The following is a 21,406-nucleotide window of genomic DNA, read 5'->3' as shown; positions in this document are numbered from 1 at the left end:
CGCGCTGAGCGTCCCTCAGATCGTAACAGCGTAGTAGGTGAAGCCGCCATCGCCCGAGGCGACACCGGAAATGGCCTCATTGATGCTTTCGAGCGGCCAGACCATTGGCTCCATTACGGAGAGGTCAACGACCTTGCTTTCGACCATTGCGGCGATCTCCATCCCTTCGGCTGCGGTGAACCAGACGGAGCCGATCAGCTCCATCTGCTCGTCCATCCACCATTTCACGTCGACGGGAAGGTCGCCGGCGGTTCCGCCGATATTGACGATGCGACCACCTCTGCGCACGCCTTTCATGGCGTCGAGCATGGATCCGAGCGGCGCCTTGGCACCAAGCGTATCGAGCATCAGATCGGCGCCCACGCCGGCTGTTCTGGCCTTCACAAAGTCACCGCTCGAGCCGGTCCGGTTCGAAAAGGTTTCGATCCGGTTCGGCGCAAGCGCCTTCAGCCGAGTAAGCAATTCGTCGCCACGCGCGACCGCATAGATCTTGCCGGCCCCCATCGCGAGCGCGAAAAGAGTGGCGCCGACGCCGAGCGTCCCGGTGGCGCCGTTGATGATCAGCGAGCGCCCCATCAGAGGACCGCACTTTTTCAAGGCTGCGTAGGAGGTGCCGAGGTAGCCCATCCGCGAGCCCTGCACGAAGGACATGTTGTCCGGAATCTTGATGACTTGGGCCTGGGGCGCCAGCATATATTCGCTGAACCCCCCGTAGGGATAGCGTTTGAACATCTCCAGGCTCTTAGGGTTGTAGCCGAAGTAGCCGCCGAGCGTCCAATGATCGCAGGCCTGCGGGCGTCCAGACGTGCAGGCGTGGCAGGCGCCGCAGAAACGGCCCGGATTAACATATACCCGGTCGCCAGGCTTGATCGCCACGACCTGCTCGCCGACCTGATGGACGATGCCCGAAGGATCGAGGCCATGAATCGCGGGACGCGGCGGCAAGGGCATTTGCGGGTACCAGTTTTCCCAGTTCGCGAGCACATTGGCGAGATTGGGTACCATGCCGCAGGCCTTGACCTCGACAACAACGTCGCTTCCGGTGGCCACGGGTCGCGCCACCTCATCTATTCTCATCGGTTCTCCGACCGCGTGCAGCCGCGCGGCGCGCATCGTCTCAGTCATGAATTCCTCCCGTTCCACCCTCAATAGTAACATACCGACAGGTTTTCAAATACCACATGGTATTTAAATGTGCAAGCGCCGGCGTAATTGCATTGCGGGATTGACACGCTCACTGCATTCGGATACTGATTGGTATTGGAAGTCCAATGGGTATGTAAATGCGTGCCGCAAGCCAAAAAGGGCGCACGAACTCGCAAACGCCAGGCGGAGGAACGGTGCTGAATCAGCATCGGTTGTCAGGCGATTTCAAAGGGGAGGATAGACATGGCAAATGACGCGTCAGCACTGACGGGCGCAAATCTGTACAACGACCCGTACCCGGTCTATGCGCGGCTGCGGAGCGAGGCGCCTGTTGCGCTCTTCGAGGGCACCAACGAGTATTTCGTCACCCGTTACGACGATTGTCGCACCGTTGGTGCGACCGACCGGGTCTTCGGACCGTCCGGCGCTGCGGATCGACCAGAGGCACGCGTCATGGGCATGCCGAACGTCCTGACCATGTCGGGCGAAGAGCATGCCTGCCTGCGCGAAGGCATCGACCTCAACTTAACGCAGGAGCGGGTGCGTTCCTATGTCGAGCGCCTCACGCTTCCGGTGGTCCAGCGCTTCCTTGATGAGATCAAGCCCAAAGGCGAAGCGAATCTTACGACGGAACTCTTCGAACCCATCTCGGTGCGCTGCATTGGCGACGTGATCGGGCTCACCGAGACTTCGAACGACAATCTCGTGGAGTGGTTCCACGCCATGGCTCTCGGCCTGCAGAACGTCTCCAACGATCAGACAGTCTGGGACCGACTCGACGTAGCGCTTGCAGACATCGATGACCAGCTTGGCGCGCTTTATGAAGCGGCATTGTCGAAGCCGAACAGCACGCTGATGAGCCATGTCATGCATGGCGGCATGCCCGAGGGCCAGGTGCGCAGCCTGAAGGAAATCTCGCCGACCATGCGCGTCATCATCCTGGGCGGCCTGCAGGAGCCGGGGCATGCGGCTGCAAATGCTTGTGCGGGACTGCTTTCCAATCCCGAGCAGGCCAAAGTCATGGCCGAGGACCCGTCCGCACACGCGCTCAGGGCCTTTGACGAGGGACTGCGCTGGGTAGCACCGATCGGAGTGACCCCGCGCGTCGCGCTCGAAGACTTCGAGATCGCCGGCACCACTATCCCCGCAGGCTCATCGGTAGCGATCGTCATGGGATCCGCGAACCGCGACGAAGCGCGCTTCGAGAATCCCGACCGGTTCGACATGTTCCGCAAGAAGAAGCAGCACGTATCCTTCGGCTTCCGGCCGCATTTCTGTTCCGGCCATTTCCTGTCGCGCGCCATGGGCGAGATCGCTCTTCAGGAAGCCTTCCGGCAATTGCCGAACCTGCGCCTCGATCCTGAACAGGAGATCAAGGCCAAGGGCTGGCGCTTCCGCGGCGTGAACGTGCTTCCGGCGAAGTGGGACGCGTGATGACCCTGATTATCGATTGTCACGGCCACTTCACAACCGAGCCGCAGAAACATCATGATTTCCGCAAAGCGCAGGTCGCCTATGCGGAAGGCAAAGCGGCCGAAAGGCCGGCCTACCCGGGCATTTCCGATGACGAACTCTACGCGATCATCGAGGCAAACCAACTGCGGCTGCAGAAGGAGCGCGGCTCGGATCTGACCATCATAAGTCCCAGAGCCTCGGGGATGGGCCACCATATTGATAACGTGGCGATCGCCAACGAATGGGCCCGCATCTCGAACGATAACGTCAGGCGCATCGTGGACATGTTCCCGGCCAATTTCGCCGGTGTCTGCCAATTGCCGCAAACGGTCAATGGTGATCTGACGCCGGTGATTTTTGAGCTGCAGCATTGCGTCGAGCAAGGTTTCGTCGGCTGCAACCTCAATCCGGACCCATCGGGGGGAAGGTGGAGCGCGCCGCCGGTCTATGACGAGTGGTGGGATCCTCTGTGGCAGGCCATGGCCGCGCTCGACGTCCCGGCGATGATCCATGTTTCGGGCTCCTGCGAGCGCTGTCTGCACACGACCGGCGCCCATTACATCAACGCCGACACGGCCGTCTTCATGCAGCTCGTCCAAGGCGACCTCTTCGAGCGGCACCCGAAGCTGCGCCTGATCATCCCGCATGGCGGGGGTGCTGCACCCTATCACTGGGGACGCTACCGGGGCCTCTCGATCATGCTCGAAAAGCCGCCGCTTGCCGAGCACCTCATGAACAATCTGTTCTTCGACACCTGCGTCTACCACCAGGCCGGCATCGATACGCTGTTTCGCGTGGTGGACAAGAAGAACATCCTGTTCGGCTCCGAACTGCTCGGCGCCGTCAAGGCGGTGGACCCGGAAACCGGGCACAGCTTCGACGATACCAGGCGCTATATCGACGCGCTCGATCTTAGCGCCGAGGACAGGCACGCGGTCTTCGAGGGCAATGCGCGGCGCGTCTATCCCTTGCTCGACAAACGGCTCAAGGCGCAGGGCCGGTAATCTCGGCGCGACAAATGGAGGAATATTCATGACGACCACAGTCAAGCTGGCGGGCGGTGCCCAGGGCTTCAATTGGCTGCCCGTCTTCGTTGCGGAAGAGAATGGCCTTTTCGCGAAACATGGTCTGAAGATCGAATATCTGCGCATGGGCAGCGTCGACAAGGCGACCACGGCCGTTCTGGAGGGGGTAGCGGATCTGGCAATTACACCGCCGGAAGGCGCCGTTTCGAACTACATCAATGGCGGCGAACTTCGTGTGGTGGCGTCGAACTCGAACCGCCTTCCCATGTCGATCGTGGCGCATCCGTCGATCGCCTCGATCGCGGAACTCAGGGGCAAGAAGGTCGGCACCTCGTCGCTCACGGAAGGCACGGCGATCTATACGCAGCTCCTGCTTGGCCGTGAAGGATTGAAGTATCCGGGCGACTATCAGTTCGCGCTCACCGGCGTCCATACAAAACGTTGGGACGCCCTACTAGCGGGAGATATTGACTGTGCCCCACAGCCGGCGCCGTGGAACTTCATCGCCGAAGCAGCGGGATATAATCTGATCGGCGAGGTCAATGATGCGATCCCCGAGATCGTATTTGCCGCCCTCATCGCCAATAAAAGCTGGCTTGAAGCGAATGGCAAAACAGTGCGGAAGCTCCTGAAGGCGCTCGCCGAGGCCCACGCGATCACCAACGATCCGGCGAAGGAGGAGATCACTCTGCCGATTTTCCGGCGCATCACCGTTCCGGATGACGCCGATCTTGCGCTGCGGGGTTTGCGCTACATGCGCGACATGGGCATGTGGCCGCAAGGCCTTTCCATTCCTGGGAAGGCGCTCGACACCACCATTGATCTGATGATCCGCGCAGGCTTGCTGGAGGAAGGGAAGCGTGCGTCCGCCGCTGGGGTCTTCGATAGCCTCTACCTTCAACAGGCGTTTGCGTGACGTTGAGGCGGTCGTGCCGCCGAGGGCGCAGAAACAACCGCCTCGCCACCGCTGCGCGGAGGTCTGTTCTTGCTGAGGTGGTCCGACAGCGGTTGACAACGCTCACATCGGAATACTAAATGGAATTAGAAGACCAGAAGGTATTAGCATTCCAGTTGGTCTTTGTCGCCGACCTGGGGAGGAGAGCGGTGATGCCGAACTCGTGCATTGATTATGTTGGTTGAGGGGGTGATTTCGATGGGAGACACCCCTCAGGAAGCCGTTCTCATCGGGACGGCTTCGGTCTCAATCGCCGTCTTCGTCCTGGCGGGCCTTCGCCGAATGCTCAGTCTCAGCGCGGCTTGGGTCGGGCTGATTGTTTCGGCAGCCTTCCTGGCTTCCTATTTCCTCGTCTACCAGAAAGTGCCGCCGTTTCCGCCCATCGGTGCAGTGAACAAGATTTTCTACATTTCTTTGGCGGGTGCCCTCATAGGCCTTGCTGTCGATCTTGCCGATCGACCGCGGCTGACAACTTGGGCGGTGGTGCTGCAGCCGCTGGCCGCAGTCTTGTACATAGGGCAAAGCCGACTAACTGCAGCCCCGTTTGAACTGGTCCTCGCTGCCGCCGTCGGCATGTTGTCGATGGCATTGCTGCGCCGTGACTTTGGCGGCTCCGCCGGGGAAGATGGCGTCAAAAGGATGCTGCTTCTTGCCATCGCTTCTACCGGTTTTGCGCCGATCGCGTTGCTTGGCGCGTCCTCGTCAAGCCTGCAGCTCTGCTTGATGTTCGCCGCCGCCCTTTTGGCGATCGTCGTCTGGAATCTAGGAAGTGAGGACAATCCTTTCGGAACTCCGGCCTTTCTTGGTGGAGCCGGCGGCATGTTGTCCGTCATCTTTGCAGTGACGCTGATAACCCGTAAGGCCGATCTGCTTGCGCTTGCGATCCTCGCGCTCGTGTTCCTGGTTCCAGAGGTCGCAAGGCGGACCGGATGGATCGTCCGGCTTCGAAACCCCTTTGCTCGTCTCTGCGCGTTCGGATTGCTTTGCGTCATACCTGCGGCGTCCGGAGCTGCGGTTGCCATCATCTCACACGGCTCAGGCTTTCCAATTTGACAAGGGAGGAATGTCAATGATCAAGCTGGCATGCGCCTATCTCGCATCGGTTCTCGTCGCGGCAGCTCTTTCGAGCGGGCCGGTCCAGGCGCGAACTTACGATATCGACATCGTTCACTCGAATATCGTTTTCTTCATCGACCACCTCGGCTTCTCGCGTGTCGTCGGGGTGGCGCGGGATTTCGGAGGCAGTTTCGAATTCGATCCCGCCAATCTGCCAGCGAGCTCACTGGACGTGGCGGTCAAGGTGGAGAGCATTTCCACAAATAACCAGCAGCGCGACAGCGACATTCAGGGCGCCGATTGGTTCAATGCAGCCGAATTTCCCGAGATCACGTTTGTCGGCAAGGAGTTCAAGCAGACGGGGGAGAAATCGGGCAAGATCGCTGGCGATCTCACAATTGCGGGAATTACCCAAGCCGCCACGCTCGATGTTGTCTTTAACAAAGAAGGCGAGAACCCGTGGGATAAGAGCCATGTCGTCGGCTTCAGTGCCGAAACGACGATCAAGCGAAGCGATTTTGGTTTGAAGACCGCGCTCGGGATGATCGGAGACGACGTAAAGCTCTACATAGAGATTGAAGGCCGAGGACGGTAAGCCAGCACCACATCACGAGCGCTGTCCAATCACCCCCGTTCACATCGTGTGCGGGGGCGTTCTAATCCGGTAAGCGTACTCTCTCGCACCTGCGCTTTCAAATCGACTGCGCTGGAGGGGTGCGATGCTAAGAGCGGCGCAAAGGTCGATCACAACATTTCCGCTTTCCCTCGATACGAGACATCGACTGCTTCACCGCAAGTGTCTGCTTCGGGTCGAACTTTCGCCTCAGTAGGCCAGCGGGCGGCGCTTCGAAGCGAAGCGCCGCCCTTGAGTGCTACAGCTCGACTTGCTCAGAAATGGCTAAGGCGTCGTCCACCTCTATTCCGAGGTATTGTACGGTGCTCTCCAGCTTCTTGTGGCCGAGCAAGAGTTGGACGGCGCGCAGGTTGCCCGTCTTCTTGTAGATGTGGGCCGCCTTCGTCCTCCTCATCGAATGCGTGCCGTAGCGCTTCGGGTCAAGCCCGATGCTCGACACCCACCGTTCGACGATCCTGCCATACTGCCGCGTCGACAGATGCGGCTTTGCATGCACTCGGCTGGGAAACAGGTAATCTCGTTCACCAAGCCGGCGACGTCCGATCCAGGCACCGACAGCCTCCCGCGTTTGGTCGGTCAGTTCGAACTGCACTGGTCGGCCTGTTTTCCGTTGGATGATGATCGCCCGCTCGCGAACCCTTCCGGAAATTCCAACGTCGGCAACTGAGATCGCGACGAGATCACAAGCTCGCAATTTGCTGTCGATTGCGAGATTGAACAGCGCCAGGTCGCGTATCGCACCCGACATCTGCAGGCGGGTTCGGATGGCCCAGACCTCCTTCGGCTTCAATGGAGGCTTCTGACCGATGATGCGGCCCGAGTTCCAGCTAGACATAGCCGTGCTCCTAGAGCCACCCTCCACTGCCGCAGCGCTCAATTGTCAAGCCGCTTAATGATAATCCTCCTGGAATTGACTTCGGGTGGACAGCGGAAGTTTGACACGCGAACGCTTGCCGACTGCTCCACACCAAAACGGGACATTTGCTTTAACTCGCATCGGGGACGCTGGGGCGGGGCAGCGGCTCCTTGATGGATCTCTATCCAGCGCACCGGGACGACAATAAACGCCTCATCACCGAAAGACCGGGCTGTCTCTCCACAGGGTTCCAGCGGCGAACTCCGCGTAGCCGAGATTATAGACGGTCCGCATGTAGTCGGTGTTGAACGGATCGGACATCGAATAGGGGAGTTGGATGTCGATTGACGCAAGCTGAAACCGTGCCTTGGTCAGCTTGGAATAGTTATAGAGGGCCGTCAGCGCGCTCTGCGTCTGCGACTTGACGAAGATCGAGTATGCCCGTGCGATCACGGACAGCGTTCTATCCGGCGTGGAGGCAAACTCCGGCATCAGTGCGTTGTTGACGATTACATAGAAATTGACGTTCTGCCGCTTGGCGGGCACGAGGCTTTTGCCGCTTGCCAGCAGAGTCTGTGGAAGCATCAGGACCTGCGACGCGGACCCTCCATCCGAATGCATTTCCTTGAAGTGGCGCCCGTCCGCCTCGGCCTCGATCATCACTGCCGGATAAACGCCTGGGATGCTGGCCGACGCCAACAGAATGTTCCGGAACAGCTTCAGCGCCTCCGGGCGATTGCTGCCGGCAATGGCGCCCATGTTCCAGATGACGGCACGCTGGGTGTCGAGGTTGGTGGTCAGGACGAAGAGGCGACGGCCTTTTCGGTGCTCGGCAGCAACTTGCTCAAGGACCTCGGGCGTGATGAAGCGCTCGACCATCCGTGACAATGGTTCGGCGCTCAACAGGCTGGACCCGAGCAATCCGCCGAGGCTCTTGCTACTGGTAAGGCCCTCGGCGACGCCGCTCGTGTAGAGGTGCACCAGAGTGTCGTCGTAGGCCGATCCGAGGAAAGCCAAGGGTGCGATCAAGGCTCCGGTGCTGACGCCGGTGACGACATCGAACTCAGGGCGGGTCTGCGCTGCGCTCCACGCCGAAAGCACGCCGACGCTGAAGGCGCCGGCCGAACCGCCGCCCGAGATCATCAGGACATCGAGGCCGCCCGGCTTGCTCGCTGGCGCCCAATCCTGGGCATTGCGCGGAAATTCGTCGAGCCGGGCGTCGAGATAGCTTCGGATCTCGTCATAGCCCGCGATCGAGGCCCTGTCTGCCTCCTGCGCGTCAAGCGCCCTGTCGAGCGTCTGCATGCAACCGGACAGGATGAAGGCGACCGGAACTAGAGCCACGAGCACTCTGATCAGGGCTGGGGCAAGCCTCGTCGCGAGGACGCCCCGGCCCTGATGGATTTCCTGCTGGAACACGGTCATCTCTGGCCATGACCTCGCTTCGCGGGGCTGCGCTCAAAGGCGATCGGCTCGCGATCATTCGACACATGCGTTTCCTCGCCGGCGATTTCCTGGCGTGGCCCGGTCCGGTGCACGAGCCGCTTGATAGCCGCGAGCAGGTCATCGACGAAGGTGAAGATGACCGGGATGACGATGAGGCTGAGCAGCGTCGACGTTATCACCCCGCCGATCACGACGATCGCCATCGGCTGCCGGAAACTTGAATCGCCCCCCGTCAGGCTGAGAGCGGCCGGAAGCATGCCCGATCCCATGGCGATGGTGGTCATGACGATCGGCCGCGCGCGCTTGTGACAGGCATCGACGAGCGCATCGAATCTCGACATTCCCTGGCGGCGCGACATGATCGCGTATTCGACGAGAAGGATCGAGTTCTTCGTCACCACGCCCATCAGCATCAGCAGCCCGATGACGGCCGGCATCGAGAAGCTCGTTCCGGTCACCACCAGCGGCAGCAGCGCACCGCCGAGCGAGAGCGGCAGGGCCATCAGGATGGTGAACGGCTGCAGGAAATCGTGGAACAGCACGACAAGGACCGCATAGACACAGAAGACGCCGATTGCCATTGCAAGAGCGAAACTCTGGAACAACTCCGAACTACGTTGAAGTTCACCTTGCTCGACGAGAGTGACGCCGGACGGCAGATGCTGAAGAGCCGGCAGCGCCTTTGCCTCACGGTAGACGTCGTTCAGGATGCGGCCATTGAGCTCGACGGAAAGCGTGACATTGCGCATGCGATCGATGCGGTCGATTTCGGAAGGACTGCCGCCGACACGGATGTCGGCGATCGATCCGAGATCGACGCTGCCAGTCGTTCCGGCCACCCTCATGTTCCGGATGTCGTCAAGGTTGGTGCGTGCCTCAGGGGTGAACCGTACGACGATCGGGACCTGCCGTTGCGGCAGGTTGAGCTTCGGCAGGGCGGAGGAGTATTCCCCGTCTGTCGCCACGCGCACGGCTTCGGCAATGTCGCTCGAGGTCACGCCAAGGGCGGCCGCGCGCGCAAAGTCGGGGGTGATCTGAACCTCGGGCGCCTGCCTTGCGGCACTCGACGTTACCGCTCCGATACCATTGAGCGTGCGGAGCTGCTCTTCGAGCGCCGTGCTTGCACTATCGAGGGCGTAGGGATCGTCGCTGGCAAGGGTGATGTCGAGCTGCGTCCCATTGCCGCCGCCGCCGACCGCAACCCGCACGCCGGGTAGGAGCGAGAGAGCCGAACGGATGTCGTTTTCAATCTCCGACTGCTTCCGGTCCCGCTCGTCGATAGCCGTCAGCGTGACGACGAGCGTGGCGGTTCCGACGCTGCTGGTGGTGGTGGCATCGGGGCCGCCGCCCGACGATGCCGAACCGACCGCCGAGAACACATGCGTTACATCGGGAAGCTTGCGGACGATGTCCGTGGCTTTTTTGGTCGTTGCGTCCATCTGATCGATAGTGGCGCCGGGCTGCAGGGTCAGTGTCACCTGCGTCCGCGCGTCGTCGGCGGCGGGCAGAAAGCCCGATTTCAGGAGGGGGATGGTGGAAAGCGAAAGGGCGACGAAGGCGGCCGTCACGAAGACGGTGGTCTTCCTGTAGCTCAGGGATGCGTTCACGACCGCCATGTAGGCACGCATGATGCGGCTATCCTTTTCCTCGATCGGATGAGCCTTCATGAAATAGGCCGCCATCATCGGCGTCAGCAGCCGCGCGACGACGAGCGAGGCGAGCACGGTGACCGCGGCGGTGACGCCGAACTGGCGGAAGAGCAGCCCCGGTATGCCGCTCATGAAAGCCGTCGGCAGGAAGACCGCGACGAGCGTGAGCGTGGTGGCGATGACCGTCCATCCGATCTCGTCGGCCGCTTCGAGCGCGGCGTCGATCGGCCGCTTGCCCATCTGCAGGTGGCGGGCGATGTTCTCGACCTCGACGATGGCATCGTCGACGAGGATGCCGACGATCAGCGACAGTGCCAGCAGCGTGATGATATTCAGGCTGAAGTCGGCGAGGTACATGGCGAGGAAGGTCGGTATGACCGACAAGGGCAGTGCCACAGCCGACAAGATTGTCGCGCGCCAATCCCGGAGGAAGAGCCAGACGACGACGACCGCGAGGATCGCCCCCTCGATCAGCATATGCATCGAACCGTCGTAATTGTCGAGGATCGGCCCGACCGTGCTGTAGGCCTCATCGATCTCGACATCGGGATGTGCGGCGGCGAACTGCTGCATTGCCTTCTCGACCTCGGCGGCGACGCCGGTATCCGAGAAGCCGTTCGAGCGCTTGACCTCGACCGCCGTCACGGGCTGGCCGTCGAGATAGGCGAGCGACGACCGGTCGGCGAAGCTGTCGGTGACGGAAGCGATATCGTCGAGACGAACCTGCTGACCGTTGGCGAGCGGAATACGGAGCCCCTTCAGGGCGTCGACCGACGCGACGGCGCCGAGCGTCCGCAGGGTCTGCCGGGTGCCGCCGATTTCCCCAAGACCACCCGAAGTGTCGGCCTGGACCGACTTCAACTGCGCCGATACAGTGGCCGCAGTGACCCCGAGCGACGCCATCGTTGCGGGATCGAGGTCGACATGAACCTCGCGGTCAATCCCGCCGACGCGGCTGACCTGTCCCACTCCCTGTACCGACAGGAGTGCCTTTGTCATGTCGTTGTCGATGAACCAGGAAAGCTCTGTCTCGTTAAGGTGGGTCGAGCGGATCGCATACGTGACCAGTGCGGCGCTCTGCAGCGTCACCTTGGTGACGCTCGGAGACTCCATCTGCGCCGGCAGATCGGCCTTTGCGCTATCCACCGCATTTCGGACCTCGTTCAAGGCCTCTTCACTGTCCTTCTCCAGCTTGAAGGAGACCTTGATCGAGACGGTTCCGTCGGTGATCGTCGTGGTGATGTGGTCGAGGTAGCTCAACGAGGCGAGCTGGTCCTCGATGGTGCGGGCAACCTCCGTCTCGAGCTGCGTCGGCGCCGCGCCTTCGAGCGTGGCGGTGATGCTGATGGCCGGGAGGTCCATATCGGGGAAGTTCTGGATCGGCAGGCGCTTGAACGCAAGCAGCCCCCCGACGGTGAGCATTGCGAACAGCAGGATCGACGGTACGGGATTGCGGATCGACCAGGCGGAGAAATTCATCGGCCTTACCCCGCAACATTCACGAGGTCGTTGTCGGACAGAAATGCTCCGCCAGACGTCACGACCTTTGCGGACCGGTCCATGCCGGAGACGATCTCGACCTCGCCATCGTTGCGGCGGCCGGTCTCGACGCGGACCCTTCGCACGCGTTTGTTTTCGTCGGCTGTGAAGACGTAATTGATGCCGTCACGATAGACGATCGCCGTCTCCGGAACCGTGAGCGCCGGGGTGGTGTCAAGTTCGATGCTGCCAGTGACATAGAGGCCGACGGTCGGATGGACGTCGGCGGGAAGCGCGACGTAGACGATCGCGCGGCCGGTACCCGTGCTGACGGAAGGTCCGACGAGCCTCACTTTGCCCTTGATCGGGCGATCTTCCGGTCCGTTGATCTCGACGCTCAGCCCCTCCGAGATGCGCGAAAGGTAGCGTGCCGAAACTTCGGCCTGCCATTCGATACGCTGCTGACGGATGAGGCGGAACAGCTCGGTGCCGGAGGAGACGACCGCGCCAAGCTCGGCCGAGCGCGACGTTATGAGGCCGTCGTCGACGGCCGTGATCGTCGTCTGGGCGAGCTTGATGTTCTGACTTTCGAGCGCCGCTTCTTCCGATTCAAGGCTTGCCTTTGCCGTCTGCTCATCGGTCAGCCGTTCGGTGATGTTCTGAGCGGAAAGAGCGCCCGAAGGACGAAGCTGCCGGGCTCGGTCTGCATCGGCCTTGGCCTTGGCCAGATTTGCCTTGGCGGTCTCGACGGCCGCCGCCTGCTTTCGAAGGTCCGCCACCACGCTGTCCTGTGAAAGCCGGACCAGCGTCTGCCCCTTTCTCACAACGGATCCGACATCGACCAGAACGTCGGTTATACGAAGACCGCTCGTTTCGGAGGCGATGATCGCTTCCTGCCATGGTTTCAGCCAGCCGCTTGCGGGAACCGTTTCCGGCCACTCCCGTTGCGCCGGCGCCACCAGCGAGACGGTGAGGGCGGGCGCGGCGGGCTGATCCGCAATGGCGCTACGAAAGGGAAGCAGGAGCACCGCCCCGACAAGGGCGGTGGCGAGTGGGATAAACGATCTTCTCAACGGCGTTCCTCATATTCCACGGCTTCGGCGCTCTCCCCTTATTTGCGCCAGCTCGACGGACGGTTCATTCGATCGATAGCGCGAACGGCAGGGCGGACCGTTCCCAGGCCCACGACCGACGTCGCCGTGCTCCACGAGTAGCCGGACGAACGTTAAGTGCGGTCAAGTTAGTGTTAAGCTGGGTAAAATCCCGTCGTCCGCGCGCGTTTGTGCTGTATGGGTGGCTGAGATGAATGACGGACGAAAGCAGATGAACAAGGTTCTCCTCATCGACGACGACGTCGAACTGACAACGCTTCTGCAGGAATACCTGGCCGAAGAAGGATATGATGTGGCGACCGACACGGACGGTCGCGCGGCCATCGCTGCCGCCGCCGGCAACTCTGTAGATATCATCGTGCTCGATATCATGATGCCTCGAATGAACGGGATCGAGGTGCTGCAGAGGATCAGAAAACTGAGCCAGGTCCCGGTGTTGATGCTCACAGCGCGAGGCGATGATGTCGATCGGATATCGGGCCTCAATCTCGGCGCCGACGACTACGTGCCGAAGCCCTGTTCGCCGGGAGAGCTCGCCGCGAGGCTCCGGGCAATCCTTCGTCGGGCAAGTCAGTCTGTGGTCGGTACCTCCACCGATACGCTGAAAGCCGGCCGGCTCGTCATGCATCCCGGCAACAGAACCGCCGAATGGCTCGGAGAGCCTTTGGAACTTACCGGCACGGAGTTCAGCCTGCTCGAGGTTCTCGCCCGCAATGCCGGCCAACTGGTGTCGAAGCAGGACATCTCGAAGCGGGCCTTCGGGAAACCGCTGACACCCTTCGATCGCCGCATCGACGTCCATATCAGCAGCGTTCGCCAGAAGCTCGGGCTCAGAGAGGATGGACAGTCCTGGATCCAGTCCGTCCGCGGCCAGGGCTATCAACTTCTGCTGGACTGACCATGCCCCGGCTCTTCTGGAAGTTTTTCGCGACAATCTGGCTGACGCTCGCGACAACGGTCGCGGTCATCATCCTCATGATCAACATCTTTGAGATCCCGCCTCCCGCGCGTGAACAGGAACACCGGGAGCAAACGGTCATTCTGAACCTGACCGCGAACGTGCTGACGAGGAATGGCGGGGATGCCGCCGCGCGGTTCGTCCGCGTCAGCGAGGAAACGCTACCGCTCGGCCTGACGATATCGAAGACCACGGCATCCGGGGCTTGTGCGGACGAGGGCAGGGCAGAGGTAAGATCCATCGTGAAAGACGGAATTTGCTACACGATCTCCGTTTCCGAAGGGGCGAGCGGCATTCTCGACTACCTCGCCCTGTTGATGCCGTGGATCGCCATATTCGTCTCGAGCACGATATCCGCGGCAGCACTCGCGCGGTATCTCATTCGTCCCGTCGTACATCTGCGCGACGGCTTGAGTGCACTCGCCCACGGTCGCTTCGATGTCCGTATCGGCGACAAGATGGCTGGGCGCAGGGACGAGGTCACCGCGCTTGCTCATGATTTCGATTCCAGTGCCGCGCGGCTCAAGGAGCTTCAGGATGCACAGCAGCGGCTCTTCCACGACGTTTCACATGAACTGCGATCGCCGTTATCCCGTCTGCAGGCAGTCGTCGGCGTCCTCCGGCAGAGTCCGGCAAAGCTCGATGCCATGCTGGACCGCATCGACCGGGAAGTCGAGCGGCTGGATACACTGGTGGGGGAGGTCCTGACGCTGGCCAGGCTGACGGCCAGGTCCGGCCTGCCGCCGACAACGCAGACTTTGGACGTCGTCGACCTCCTGAACGAAATCCTCGGCGATGCGGCGTTCGAAGCCCAGGCGCGGGACGTTTCGATCACCACGAGTGTCAACGGTGCCTTCCTCGCCGAGGTCGAAGGCGAGTTGATCTACAGGGCGCTTGAAAACGTCGTCCGCAATGCCGTCAAGTACACGGCCGAGCATTCGCAAATATCGGTGCTTTGCGAAACGACGGTCGACCTTCTCAGGATCCGCGTCACAGATCGGGGACCGGGCATGATGCGAGACGAACTTGAGCGTATCTTCCAGCCGTTCTCCCGCGGCAACGATGCGGTCCCACGCGGCGGATACGGTCTCGGCCTGGCGATCGCCCGGCAGGCCGTCGAGCGCCATGGCGGGCGGGTCTACGCATCGCTGCCGGACGCAGGCGGTCTCGCCATTACTCTCGAACTTCCGCGCAAGCCGACAGCGCATCGTCCGTTGGACGATCAAGCCTGATACGAATGAAGACCCCGGCTGGCGACAGATGCCGGCTTTTGGATTTTACTCAACTTTACACTGCCTTTACCGCCATTAACGCTGGCATCGCTAAAACCTGAGCCAAGATCCCGGATCAGAGATTTGGCACATGCCCTTTAGCATCCAGATACCCAAAATACGCCCGCAGGCAGCGCTCTGCGTTATCCTGTTGTCAGCGGTCTCCTCCTGCGCAAACGTGCCGCTGCACGAGGGAACGTCACTCGGTTCCTATGCGGGAATGACCGCCTCGGGCGGCGCTCTGACCAAGGCGAAGCTGCGGGTGGATCCGGCCCCGGTCCTTGCCGCGCAGACGGTGCGGATCACGCCGACGTCGGCCGAGATCGGCAGCGGTGTTGCCTTCGACCCCAAGGAACTCGCGCTCGTCACCAATACCATCGACCGGGCGCTCTGTACCGGTCTCAGCGACCGCTTCGAGGTCGTCGCTGCGAACCAGCCGGCAGACCTCGTCGTCCACGCGACGGTCACCGACATCGTTGCGACCAACCGGGCGGCCGCGGCGACCTCGACCGTCGCCTCGCTCGGCGTGGCGGCAGTGCTTCCCGTTCCGGTCCCGCGACTTCCGATCGGTCTCGGCGGCTTGTCCGTCGAAGCCGAGGCCATCGGCCAGGAGGGATCGCAGAAGGCAGCGATGCTCTGGTCGCGCGGCGCGAACATGCTCACGACAAAGGCCCGGGTGTCCACGATCGGGGATGCCTATTCGCTCTCTTCCGCTTTCGGCAGCGACTTCAGCCGCCTGCTGGTCACCGGCCGAGACCCGTTCAAGGGAATGATGGCGATGCCGTCGATGCAAAAAATGAAAGCGTCGCTCGGCGGCGATCCGAAATACGACGCCTGCAAGGCATTCGGGGTTGCCCCCGGCATCAAGGGTGCGGTCGCCGGTCAGCTCGGCCTGCCGCCCGCCTGGACCGACAAGGGCGCGTCGGCTCCGCAATAGCAACCGCGCGACGGCAGACGTGGGAACCTCCCACTTTTGCGCGAACGCTATTCAGTGGCCGCGAGATTCCTGCGGCACCTTAGCGAAACCAGGCAGATCAAATGAGAAAGGAAACCGAATGAAGACGAATCCCCGCCTTGCAGTGATATGCGGCGCCATGCTTGCCGCAAGTCCCGCATTTGCCCAGGAAGGGAAGTCTTTCCTGCCGCCGCAGCAGGCCGCTGCCGTTCTTGCAGACGGACAACCCTGGTCGGCGCTTGCTCCGGATGGCAAGACCCTGAAGGTCACCCTCAAGAAAGACGGCACCGGAAGCATCCGCGGTCCTCTGCCGTTCACGCTGTCCGTCACCTGGGCGGTCAAGGGTGACGGGGTGTGCATTGACGGCAGAATGGGCACCAGGTGCCTTCGCTTCAGTGAGGTTGCTGGAGGGCTTCAGGGCTGGGACGGCGACAGGCCCGACCTGAAATTCAGTCGTTAGGGACATCGAGCCAGAAGTCTTGGCGCCGCCTCACTCGCGGCGAGGAAAAATGAGGTTATCTCGATGAAGTGCTTAACGATGTTCGTCTCGGTGTCACTTGTGCTTGCAAGCCAGTCAGTCGCCGTGGCGCAAGTCCCGCCTCCTGTCCTGCTTCCTCCACCGTTGCCTCTTGGTCCGCCACCGATTGTGGCGCCGCCTCCGCCGGAGCCCGACTACGCTCGGCGATACGATCCGAGGCACTCGGACTGGTGCGCACATCGCTACCGGAGCTACCGGGCATACGACGATACCTACCAGCCCCACGAAGGGCCGCGAAGGCTTTGCTATTCCCCTTTCAGCTAAGTTGGAAGCGAGGAAGCAAAAGTTCTTGGTGTGGCAGTCCAGGCTGTCACACGTTCCTTCCCTCGGCGTGACGTCCTCATCTCAGCGATTGGAATGTCGCGCCGAGTCGGAGGCGCGGGGAGGGGCGTCCAACGGCGGTCGCGTGCCGCGGGCCAACAACTGAACCTCTCCAATGCTCCCAGACCGAGAAGCCCATATGACCATCCTCCCTGCCAGACGAAACATGCGGTCCTCCAGAACGGGTGTGACGAAGCTTGCGCTCAGCCTCTTGAGCGTCGCGTTGCTTGCTGGCTGCGTCGTCGGGCCGGATTACGAGCAACCGCGGTTCGCGCTCCCGACCCATTGGGGAAGCAAGGAGGAACAGAAGCCAGCCAGGCCGCCTGAGCTTTCGCAATGGTGGCGGCAGTTTCGCGATCCGTTGCTCGACACGCTGATTGCCGAAGCAGTCGAAGGCAACCTCGACGTCGCGCTTGCCAAGGCAAAGATCCGCGAGGCGCGTGCGACTTATCGCGAGCAACAGGGAACGCTTCTTCCCTCCGTCGACGGTTCGGCCTCGGCAACCCGGACGCGCTCGACGTCGTCGGTCGCCGGTTCGGAACCGAGTGTCTACAACCAGTACCAGGGCGGCTTCGATGCAAGCTGGGAGCTCGATCTGTTCGGCGGCAACCGGCGTGGCCTGGAGGCTGCCCGGTACGGGGCGGAGGCAGCCGAGGAGGAACTGCGCGACACCCTCGTCACGCTCGTCGGCGATGTGACCTCTTACTATATTCAGGCGCGCGAATATCAGTCGCTGCTGGCGCTCGCCCGGCGCTCGGCCGCGTCGCAGCGCGAGACTGCGAAGCTGACCCGGGAACAATTGGCGGCCGGCGAGGCAACCGGGGTCGACGACGCCAAGGCGGATGCCCAGGCGACGTCGACGGAAGCCGACATCCCGACCTATCAGATCTCCTACGCCCAGACCGTTCATCGCTTGAGCATTCTCATCGGCCAACCCCCGGCGGCGCTGGAGGGACGGCTGAAGAAGGGCGGCGCGGTGCCGCTGCCGAAGTCGCCCGTTGCGGCCGGCATCCCGGCCGATCTCCTCGTGAACCGCCCGGATGTGCGGCTCGCCGAGCGGCAGCTTGCGCAATCCACCGCGAAGATCGGCCAGGCCGAGGCCAACCGCTATCCGTCGATCAGCCTGACGGGCGATACCGCCACCTCGGCGCTGAGCACAAGCGACCTCGGCAAGAAGTCGTCGATCGGCTGGAGCTTCGGCCCGACGCTCACCGTGCCGATCTTCAACGGCGGGCAGCTTAAGGCCACCGTCGACGTCGCAAAAGCCCAGCGCGACCAATATTACGCGGCTTATCAGGCAGCGGTGCTCTCTGCGATGGAGGATGTCGAGAACGCCATCGTGTCGCTGTCGCAAACGCGGGCGCGCTACGCGAAACTCACGTCCTCGACCGCCTCCTATCGCCGGGCCGCCGAACTGTCGCGGACCCTCAACGAGGCTGGCGCCGTCGATTTTCTCGATGTGCTCGACGCGGAGCGCTCCCTCTATACCGCCGAAGAGGCACTGATCAGGAGCCGCGCCGATATCGCCATCTATTTCATCGCCCTCAACAAGGCGCTCGGCGGCGGCTGGGACGGTGGCATCGAGGTGTCAAAGCCGGCCGTGGTTGATGTCAACACCGGGCCGCACCTGGCGCGCGCCACGGGTCAGAGCAGCGGTTCGTAGTGGTGAGACAGTATAGGGGGTGACGAGTAAGTGTCCGTTTCGGCCGGTCAGCGCGGGTGGCAAGCGGGCTCTGTCGTGCCGGCAATTTCGCGCAGGAGATATGACGCTCATCAGCGCAAAAAGCGCGCACCTGCGCATAGGGATACGACATAGTGTGCGGTGGAGTCGCCGCAGGTCACAAGTGCGTCAGCTTGCGTCACTTTCGTGAACAGTGCGAGGTTGCGCCGTCAAAACTGTAGACTAGTTTGTCGTTATCGTCCCTGCCGCTCGCGAAGCCATCGTCACTACCGCGGCCTTCTCATTGCTGAATGCTACCTGCGTGGTCCCGCTATGGCTAAAGTTCGAATTTTCGTCGACAACATTCGCGGCTCGAAGAGAGTGGGTTGCAGCCTGTTCTTTCTAGCAGGCGGCGTTGGAATTGGATCGTGGGCATCGAGCCTGCCGCTGCTTTCCGCAAAGGTGGGACTCGACAAGGGGCAACTCGGAACTCTGCTATTGTGTTTTGCCCTTGGGGCGATCGTATTGATGGCGAATGTTGGCCGACTGAGTAGCCGGTTTAGCAGCAGCTATTTGCTGAGCCTCGGTGGAAGCATGGTATTTGGCCTCGCCATATTGATCGTCCCGTTCGTGGACAGTCTGCTGCCGTTGGGGGCGCTCGTGTTTGTTGCCGGAGCGGGTTTCGGAACGCTCGACGTGTCGATGAACATTGAGGCATCTGAAATAGAGCGAGGTACCGGCAGACACTTGATGTCGTCATTCCACGCCTTGTTTAGCATCGGCAACATCATTGGCGCCTCTCTCGTTGGTGTAGTCGCCTCCTACGGTGGCAATTTGCGCGAGTGCCTAGGAGGTGCCGGAGTAATCGTGCTTCTCACGGCGATCTCAACAAGATTGATCGCCTATAGCAGAACTCGTAAAAGGTCGCGCGCCATAGAGACCGCCGATTCTAATACCAATCGCGAGTTGAGCACGTCGCAGAAAATGCTCGTTTTCATGTTCGGCATTATAGCCTTCTTGGCTTTCCTCGCTGAAGGCGGGATCATGGACTGGTCTGCTGTCTACTTGGTCAGCACCCTTGGTGCGTCCGAAAGTCTTGGCGCTTACGGTTTCGCTATCTTTGCAGCCGCCATGGCAATTGCGCGGTTGTTTGGTGACGCCGTGACCAGACAAATAGGACACGTGAAGGTTCTACGGTTCGGAGGAATCATTTGCGCGTTGTCGCTTTTGATAATGCTGGTCGGGAATAGCGTTGCAATCAGCCTGATCGTCTTGGCGCTGTGCGGTTTTGGCGTTGCGAACATGATACCCGCGGTTTTCGCGTCAGCGGGCAAAATCGGTTCGCATGCAGTCGGAAAAGCGATGTCGATCGTGTCAACGATGGGATATAGCGGCCTGCTCCTCGGACCCGCTCTGCTAGGTTTTGTTGCGCAAGTTTCGAGCCTGACATTTAGTCTCGGGCTCGTCACATTGGCGTTTGGATTGATCTCCGCTGGTACCTTCTATTTGAATCGTCGCCTCAAGGCATATCATGCGAAAGATCAATTAAGCGAAAGCTTCGCGTGATCGACGCACTTGCGGCTGCTCGAGGAAGAGCATGGGAGCGATAGCGCGTCGCCGACCTGGGCGACCACTCGTCGCCTATCGATCTAGGGAGTGGTCGGCCTGCGCACCGAAGTCTGTGCTCAGCCATTCAACGCTTTCAGCGCACGCTCGTGCAGCGGTCCATTTGCAGATGCTAGGACGTGGCCGCCATCTTCGGGCCGCTCGCCGTTTAAGCCCGTCACAACGCCGCCCGCCCGTTCGATGATCGGTATCAAAGCGACGATGTCGTAGGGCTGCAACGCCAGTTCCAGGCAAAGGTCGATCTGGCCGGATGCGAGCATGGCGAAGGCATAACATTCGCCGCCATAGCGCGTCATCTGGACGCTGTTCCGCAAGCGTTCGAAGTTGACGTCCGGAAAATCTCCGTAACGGTCGGGAGAGTTCGTGTGCAGGATCGCCCGCGACAGATCTGTCGTTGATCTCGTCTTCATGCGACGGGTGCCTGACGAATCCTGCACCCAAGCCCCTTCCTGATCTCCCCAGAAGCGTTCCTTTGTGAAGGGCTGGCTCATCATCCCCATGACGCTGCGACCTTCCAGCGTCAGCCCGATCAATGTTCCCCATACAGGGATCCCGCAGATGAAGGGCCTCGTGCCGTCGACCGGATCGATGACCCATTTCCACGGACCGGTCCCGGTCTCACCGAACTCCTCACCAAGTATTGCGTGGTCGGGGTACTCGGACGAAATCAGCTCGCGCAATACTCTTTCGGCTTCCTTGTCGGCCAAGGTCACCGGATCAAAACGATAGCCAGGCTTGAACTTCTCTTCGACCGCGAGGGTCGTGCGAAAGCGCGGCAGCGTTTCCTTGGAAGCCTCGTCGGCCAGACGGTGTAGAAAGGACACGGGCGGGATTTGGATCATATTTCTATCCAAGCGTCGTTCAGACATTTAGCCGCGCCTCGTTTAACTGCGGAGGACGAGCAGCCATACAAAAGTTGGCGGCGGTGGGGAGAACCACCGCCGCCTGCCACCCTTTGCAATTTTGGTAACGTACAGCGGGTGGCAAGCTCGTAGCTAGTTTCCCTGCAGGATGGTCAGCACCGCGTCTCTCTTTAGGCTGGCCTGAATCTCGTAAAGGGAAGCGATCTCGGCAAAAAACTGGCCCACAAGCAGCCCTGACCACCAGAGGCAGAGTGCTGCGAGGATTGCCACGGTGGCTGGCGTGGCTAGCACGGTGATTCTATGTAGCGTCAAGTTCCCCTCCCTCCGCTGAACACCACTCGAGGATAAGACAACGGGCGCCGGAGGTCGCTTTCTCACGCTTAAAATACGGGAAGCAATGT

Annotated in this window: 19 protein-coding genes; 12 read left to right on the top strand and 7 right to left on the bottom strand. The window is 61.2% G+C overall.

Features of this window, described 5'->3' with window-relative positions:
- Positions 1-15: 15 nt before the first annotated feature.
- A complete protein-coding gene (locus NGR_RS07825; RefSeq protein WP_015887712.1) occupies positions 16-1,125 on the bottom strand; it encodes an alcohol dehydrogenase catalytic domain-containing protein in 1,110 nt (369 codons plus the stop codon).
- 264 nt (positions 1,126-1,389) lie between these two features.
- Between NGR_RS07825 and NGR_RS07820 the strand changes: the two genes are divergently transcribed.
- The 5 genes from NGR_RS07820 (at position 1,390) to NGR_RS07800 (ending at position 6,232) form a co-directional block, all read left to right on the top strand.
- Positions 1,390-2,580, top strand: coding sequence for a cytochrome P450 (locus tag NGR_RS07820; protein ID WP_015887711.1), 1,191 nt, complete (start codon positions 1,390-1,392; stop codon positions 2,578-2,580).
- Positions 2,580-3,605 (top strand): amidohydrolase family protein, encoded by a 1,026-nt coding sequence (locus tag NGR_RS07815; RefSeq protein WP_015887710.1) that lies wholly within the window; start codon positions 2,580-2,582, stop codon positions 3,603-3,605. The genes NGR_RS07820 and NGR_RS07815 overlap by 1 nt, the downstream gene beginning before the upstream one ends.
- Positions 3,606-3,633: 28 nt before the next feature.
- On the top strand, positions 3,634-4,542 hold the full coding sequence (locus NGR_RS07810) for an ABC transporter substrate-binding protein (RefSeq protein WP_015887709.1): 909 nt from the start codon (positions 3,634-3,636) through the stop codon (positions 4,540-4,542).
- A 237-nt stretch (positions 4,543-4,779) separates the two neighbouring features.
- Positions 4,780-5,634 (top strand): hypothetical protein, encoded by an 855-nt coding sequence (locus tag NGR_RS07805; protein ID WP_015887708.1) that lies wholly within the window; start codon positions 4,780-4,782, stop codon positions 5,632-5,634.
- A gap of 16 nt (positions 5,635-5,650) precedes the next feature.
- Positions 5,651-6,232 (top strand): YceI family protein, encoded by a 582-nt coding sequence (locus NGR_RS07800; protein WP_032490858.1) that lies wholly within the window; start codon positions 5,651-5,653, stop codon positions 6,230-6,232.
- A 277-nt stretch (positions 6,233-6,509) separates the two neighbouring features.
- Here the strand turns inward: NGR_RS07800 and NGR_RS07795 are convergent, their stop codons facing one another.
- From NGR_RS07795 to NGR_RS07780, 4 genes are all read right to left on the bottom strand, one after another.
- Positions 6,510-7,106, bottom strand: coding sequence for a tyrosine-type recombinase/integrase (locus NGR_RS07795; protein ID WP_015887706.1), 597 nt, complete (start codon positions 7,104-7,106; stop codon positions 6,510-6,512).
- Positions 7,107-7,343: 237 nt separating this feature from the next.
- Positions 7,344-8,552: a patatin-like phospholipase family protein gene (locus tag NGR_RS07790; protein ID WP_015887705.1), complete on the bottom strand. Its 1,209-nt coding sequence runs from the start codon at positions 8,550-8,552 to the stop codon at positions 7,344-7,346.
- Positions 8,549-11,701, bottom strand: coding sequence for an efflux RND transporter permease subunit (locus NGR_RS07785; RefSeq protein ID WP_015887704.1), 3,153 nt, complete (start codon positions 11,699-11,701; stop codon positions 8,549-8,551). Before NGR_RS07785 ends, NGR_RS07790 begins: the two co-directional genes overlap by 4 nt.
- Positions 11,702-11,706: 5 nt before the next feature.
- Positions 11,707-12,774, bottom strand: a complete 1,068-nt coding sequence (locus tag NGR_RS07780; RefSeq protein ID WP_015887703.1) for an efflux RND transporter periplasmic adaptor subunit — start codon at positions 12,772-12,774, stop codon at positions 11,707-11,709.
- Positions 12,775-13,024: 250 nt separating this feature from the next.
- Here NGR_RS07780 and NGR_RS07775 point away from each other — a divergent pair, with 250 nt between their 5' ends.
- From NGR_RS07775 to NGR_RS07745, 7 genes are all read left to right on the top strand, one after another.
- Complete coding sequence (locus NGR_RS07775; protein ID WP_015887702.1) at positions 13,025-13,711, top strand: response regulator; 687 nt, start codon at positions 13,025-13,027, stop codon at positions 13,709-13,711.
- Positions 13,712-13,713: 2 nt separating this feature from the next.
- Entirely contained in the window at positions 13,714-15,003 is a 1,290-nt protein-coding gene (locus NGR_RS07770; RefSeq protein ID WP_015887701.1) for a HAMP domain-containing sensor histidine kinase, read from the top strand.
- Between the two features lie 130 nt (positions 15,004-15,133).
- Complete coding sequence (locus NGR_RS07765; RefSeq protein ID WP_015887700.1) at positions 15,134-15,979, top strand: DUF3313 domain-containing protein; 846 nt, start codon at positions 15,134-15,136, stop codon at positions 15,977-15,979.
- A 118-nt stretch (positions 15,980-16,097) separates the two neighbouring features.
- Entirely contained in the window at positions 16,098-16,457 is a 360-nt protein-coding gene (locus NGR_RS07760) for a hypothetical protein (RefSeq protein ID WP_015887699.1), read from the top strand.
- Between the two features lie 63 nt (positions 16,458-16,520).
- The gene (locus NGR_RS07755) at positions 16,521-16,799 is read left to right on the top strand and encodes a BA14K family protein (RefSeq protein ID WP_164923964.1); all 279 of its coding nucleotides are present in this window, start codon (positions 16,521-16,523) and stop codon (positions 16,797-16,799) included.
- A 196-nt stretch (positions 16,800-16,995) separates the two neighbouring features.
- Positions 16,996-18,519 carry an efflux transporter outer membrane subunit gene (locus NGR_RS07750; protein ID WP_164923963.1) on the top strand — a complete coding sequence of 508 codons (1,524 nt, stop codon included), beginning with the start codon at positions 16,996-16,998 and terminating at the stop codon, positions 18,517-18,519.
- A 330-nt stretch (positions 18,520-18,849) separates the two neighbouring features.
- Complete coding sequence (locus NGR_RS07745; RefSeq protein WP_164923962.1) at positions 18,850-20,082, top strand: MFS transporter; 1,233 nt, start codon at positions 18,850-18,852, stop codon at positions 20,080-20,082.
- Positions 20,083-20,201: 119 nt separating this feature from the next.
- On the opposite strand, the gene hisN is transcribed toward NGR_RS07745, so the two are convergent.
- Both hisN and NGR_RS07735 read right to left on the bottom strand, forming a co-directional pair.
- Positions 20,202-20,984 carry a histidinol-phosphatase gene (gene hisN / locus NGR_RS07740; RefSeq protein WP_164923961.1) on the bottom strand — a complete coding sequence of 261 codons (783 nt, stop codon included), beginning with the start codon at positions 20,982-20,984 and terminating at the stop codon, positions 20,202-20,204.
- A gap of 153 nt (positions 20,985-21,137) precedes the next feature.
- Positions 21,138-21,317, bottom strand: a complete 180-nt coding sequence (locus tag NGR_RS07735) for a hypothetical protein (protein WP_240545070.1) — start codon at positions 21,315-21,317, stop codon at positions 21,138-21,140.
- Positions 21,318-21,406: the final 89 nt, after the last annotated feature.

Origin of the sequence: Sinorhizobium fredii NGR234 (genome assembly GCF_000018545.1) — a bacterium.
GTDB classification, from domain to species: Bacteria; Pseudomonadota; Alphaproteobacteria; order Rhizobiales; family Rhizobiaceae; genus Sinorhizobium; species Sinorhizobium fredii_A.
The sequence above is the reverse complement of the archived record's forward strand: the minus strand, read 5'-3'. Positions and strand labels throughout refer to the sequence as shown.

What these genes read in the sequence shown, in the direction of transcription:
- NGR_RS07825 (WP_015887712.1), bottom strand. Translation starts at nt 1,125, where the DNA reads ATGACTGAGACGATGCGCGCCGCGCGGCTGCACGCGGTCGGAGAACCG.
- NGR_RS07820 (WP_015887711.1), top strand. Translation starts at nt 1,390, where the DNA reads ATGGCAAATGACGCGTCAGCACTGACGGGCGCAAATCTGTACAACGAC.
- NGR_RS07815 (WP_015887710.1), top strand. Translation starts at nt 2,580, where the DNA reads ATGACCCTGATTATCGATTGTCACGGCCACTTCACAACCGAGCCGCAG.
- NGR_RS07810 (WP_015887709.1), top strand. Translation starts at nt 3,634, where the DNA reads ATGACGACCACAGTCAAGCTGGCGGGCGGTGCCCAGGGCTTCAATTGG.
- NGR_RS07805 (WP_015887708.1), top strand. Translation starts at nt 4,780, where the DNA reads ATGGGAGACACCCCTCAGGAAGCCGTTCTCATCGGGACGGCTTCGGTC.
- NGR_RS07800 (WP_032490858.1), top strand. Translation starts at nt 5,651, where the DNA reads ATGATCAAGCTGGCATGCGCCTATCTCGCATCGGTTCTCGTCGCGGCA.
- NGR_RS07795 (WP_015887706.1), bottom strand. Translation starts at nt 7,106, where the DNA reads ATGTCTAGCTGGAACTCGGGCCGCATCATCGGTCAGAAGCCTCCATTG.
- NGR_RS07790 (WP_015887705.1), bottom strand. Translation starts at nt 8,552, where the DNA reads ATGACCGTGTTCCAGCAGGAAATCCATCAGGGCCGGGGCGTCCTCGCG.
- NGR_RS07785 (WP_015887704.1), bottom strand. Translation starts at nt 11,701, where the DNA reads ATGAATTTCTCCGCCTGGTCGATCCGCAATCCCGTACCGTCGATCCTG.
- NGR_RS07775 (WP_015887702.1), top strand. Translation starts at nt 13,025, where the DNA reads ATGAACAAGGTTCTCCTCATCGACGACGACGTCGAACTGACAACGCTT.
- NGR_RS07770 (WP_015887701.1), top strand. Translation starts at nt 13,714, where the DNA reads ATGCCCCGGCTCTTCTGGAAGTTTTTCGCGACAATCTGGCTGACGCTC.
- NGR_RS07765 (WP_015887700.1), top strand. Translation starts at nt 15,134, where the DNA reads ATGCCCTTTAGCATCCAGATACCCAAAATACGCCCGCAGGCAGCGCTC.
- NGR_RS07760 (WP_015887699.1), top strand. Translation starts at nt 16,098, where the DNA reads ATGAAGACGAATCCCCGCCTTGCAGTGATATGCGGCGCCATGCTTGCC.
- NGR_RS07755 (WP_164923964.1), top strand. Translation starts at nt 16,521, where the DNA reads ATGAAGTGCTTAACGATGTTCGTCTCGGTGTCACTTGTGCTTGCAAGC.
- NGR_RS07750 (WP_164923963.1), top strand. Translation starts at nt 16,996, where the DNA reads ATGACCATCCTCCCTGCCAGACGAAACATGCGGTCCTCCAGAACGGGT.
- NGR_RS07745 (WP_164923962.1), top strand. Translation starts at nt 18,850, where the DNA reads ATGGCTAAAGTTCGAATTTTCGTCGACAACATTCGCGGCTCGAAGAGA.
- hisN (WP_164923961.1), bottom strand. Translation starts at nt 20,984, where the DNA reads ATGATCCAAATCCCGCCCGTGTCCTTTCTACACCGTCTGGCCGACGAG.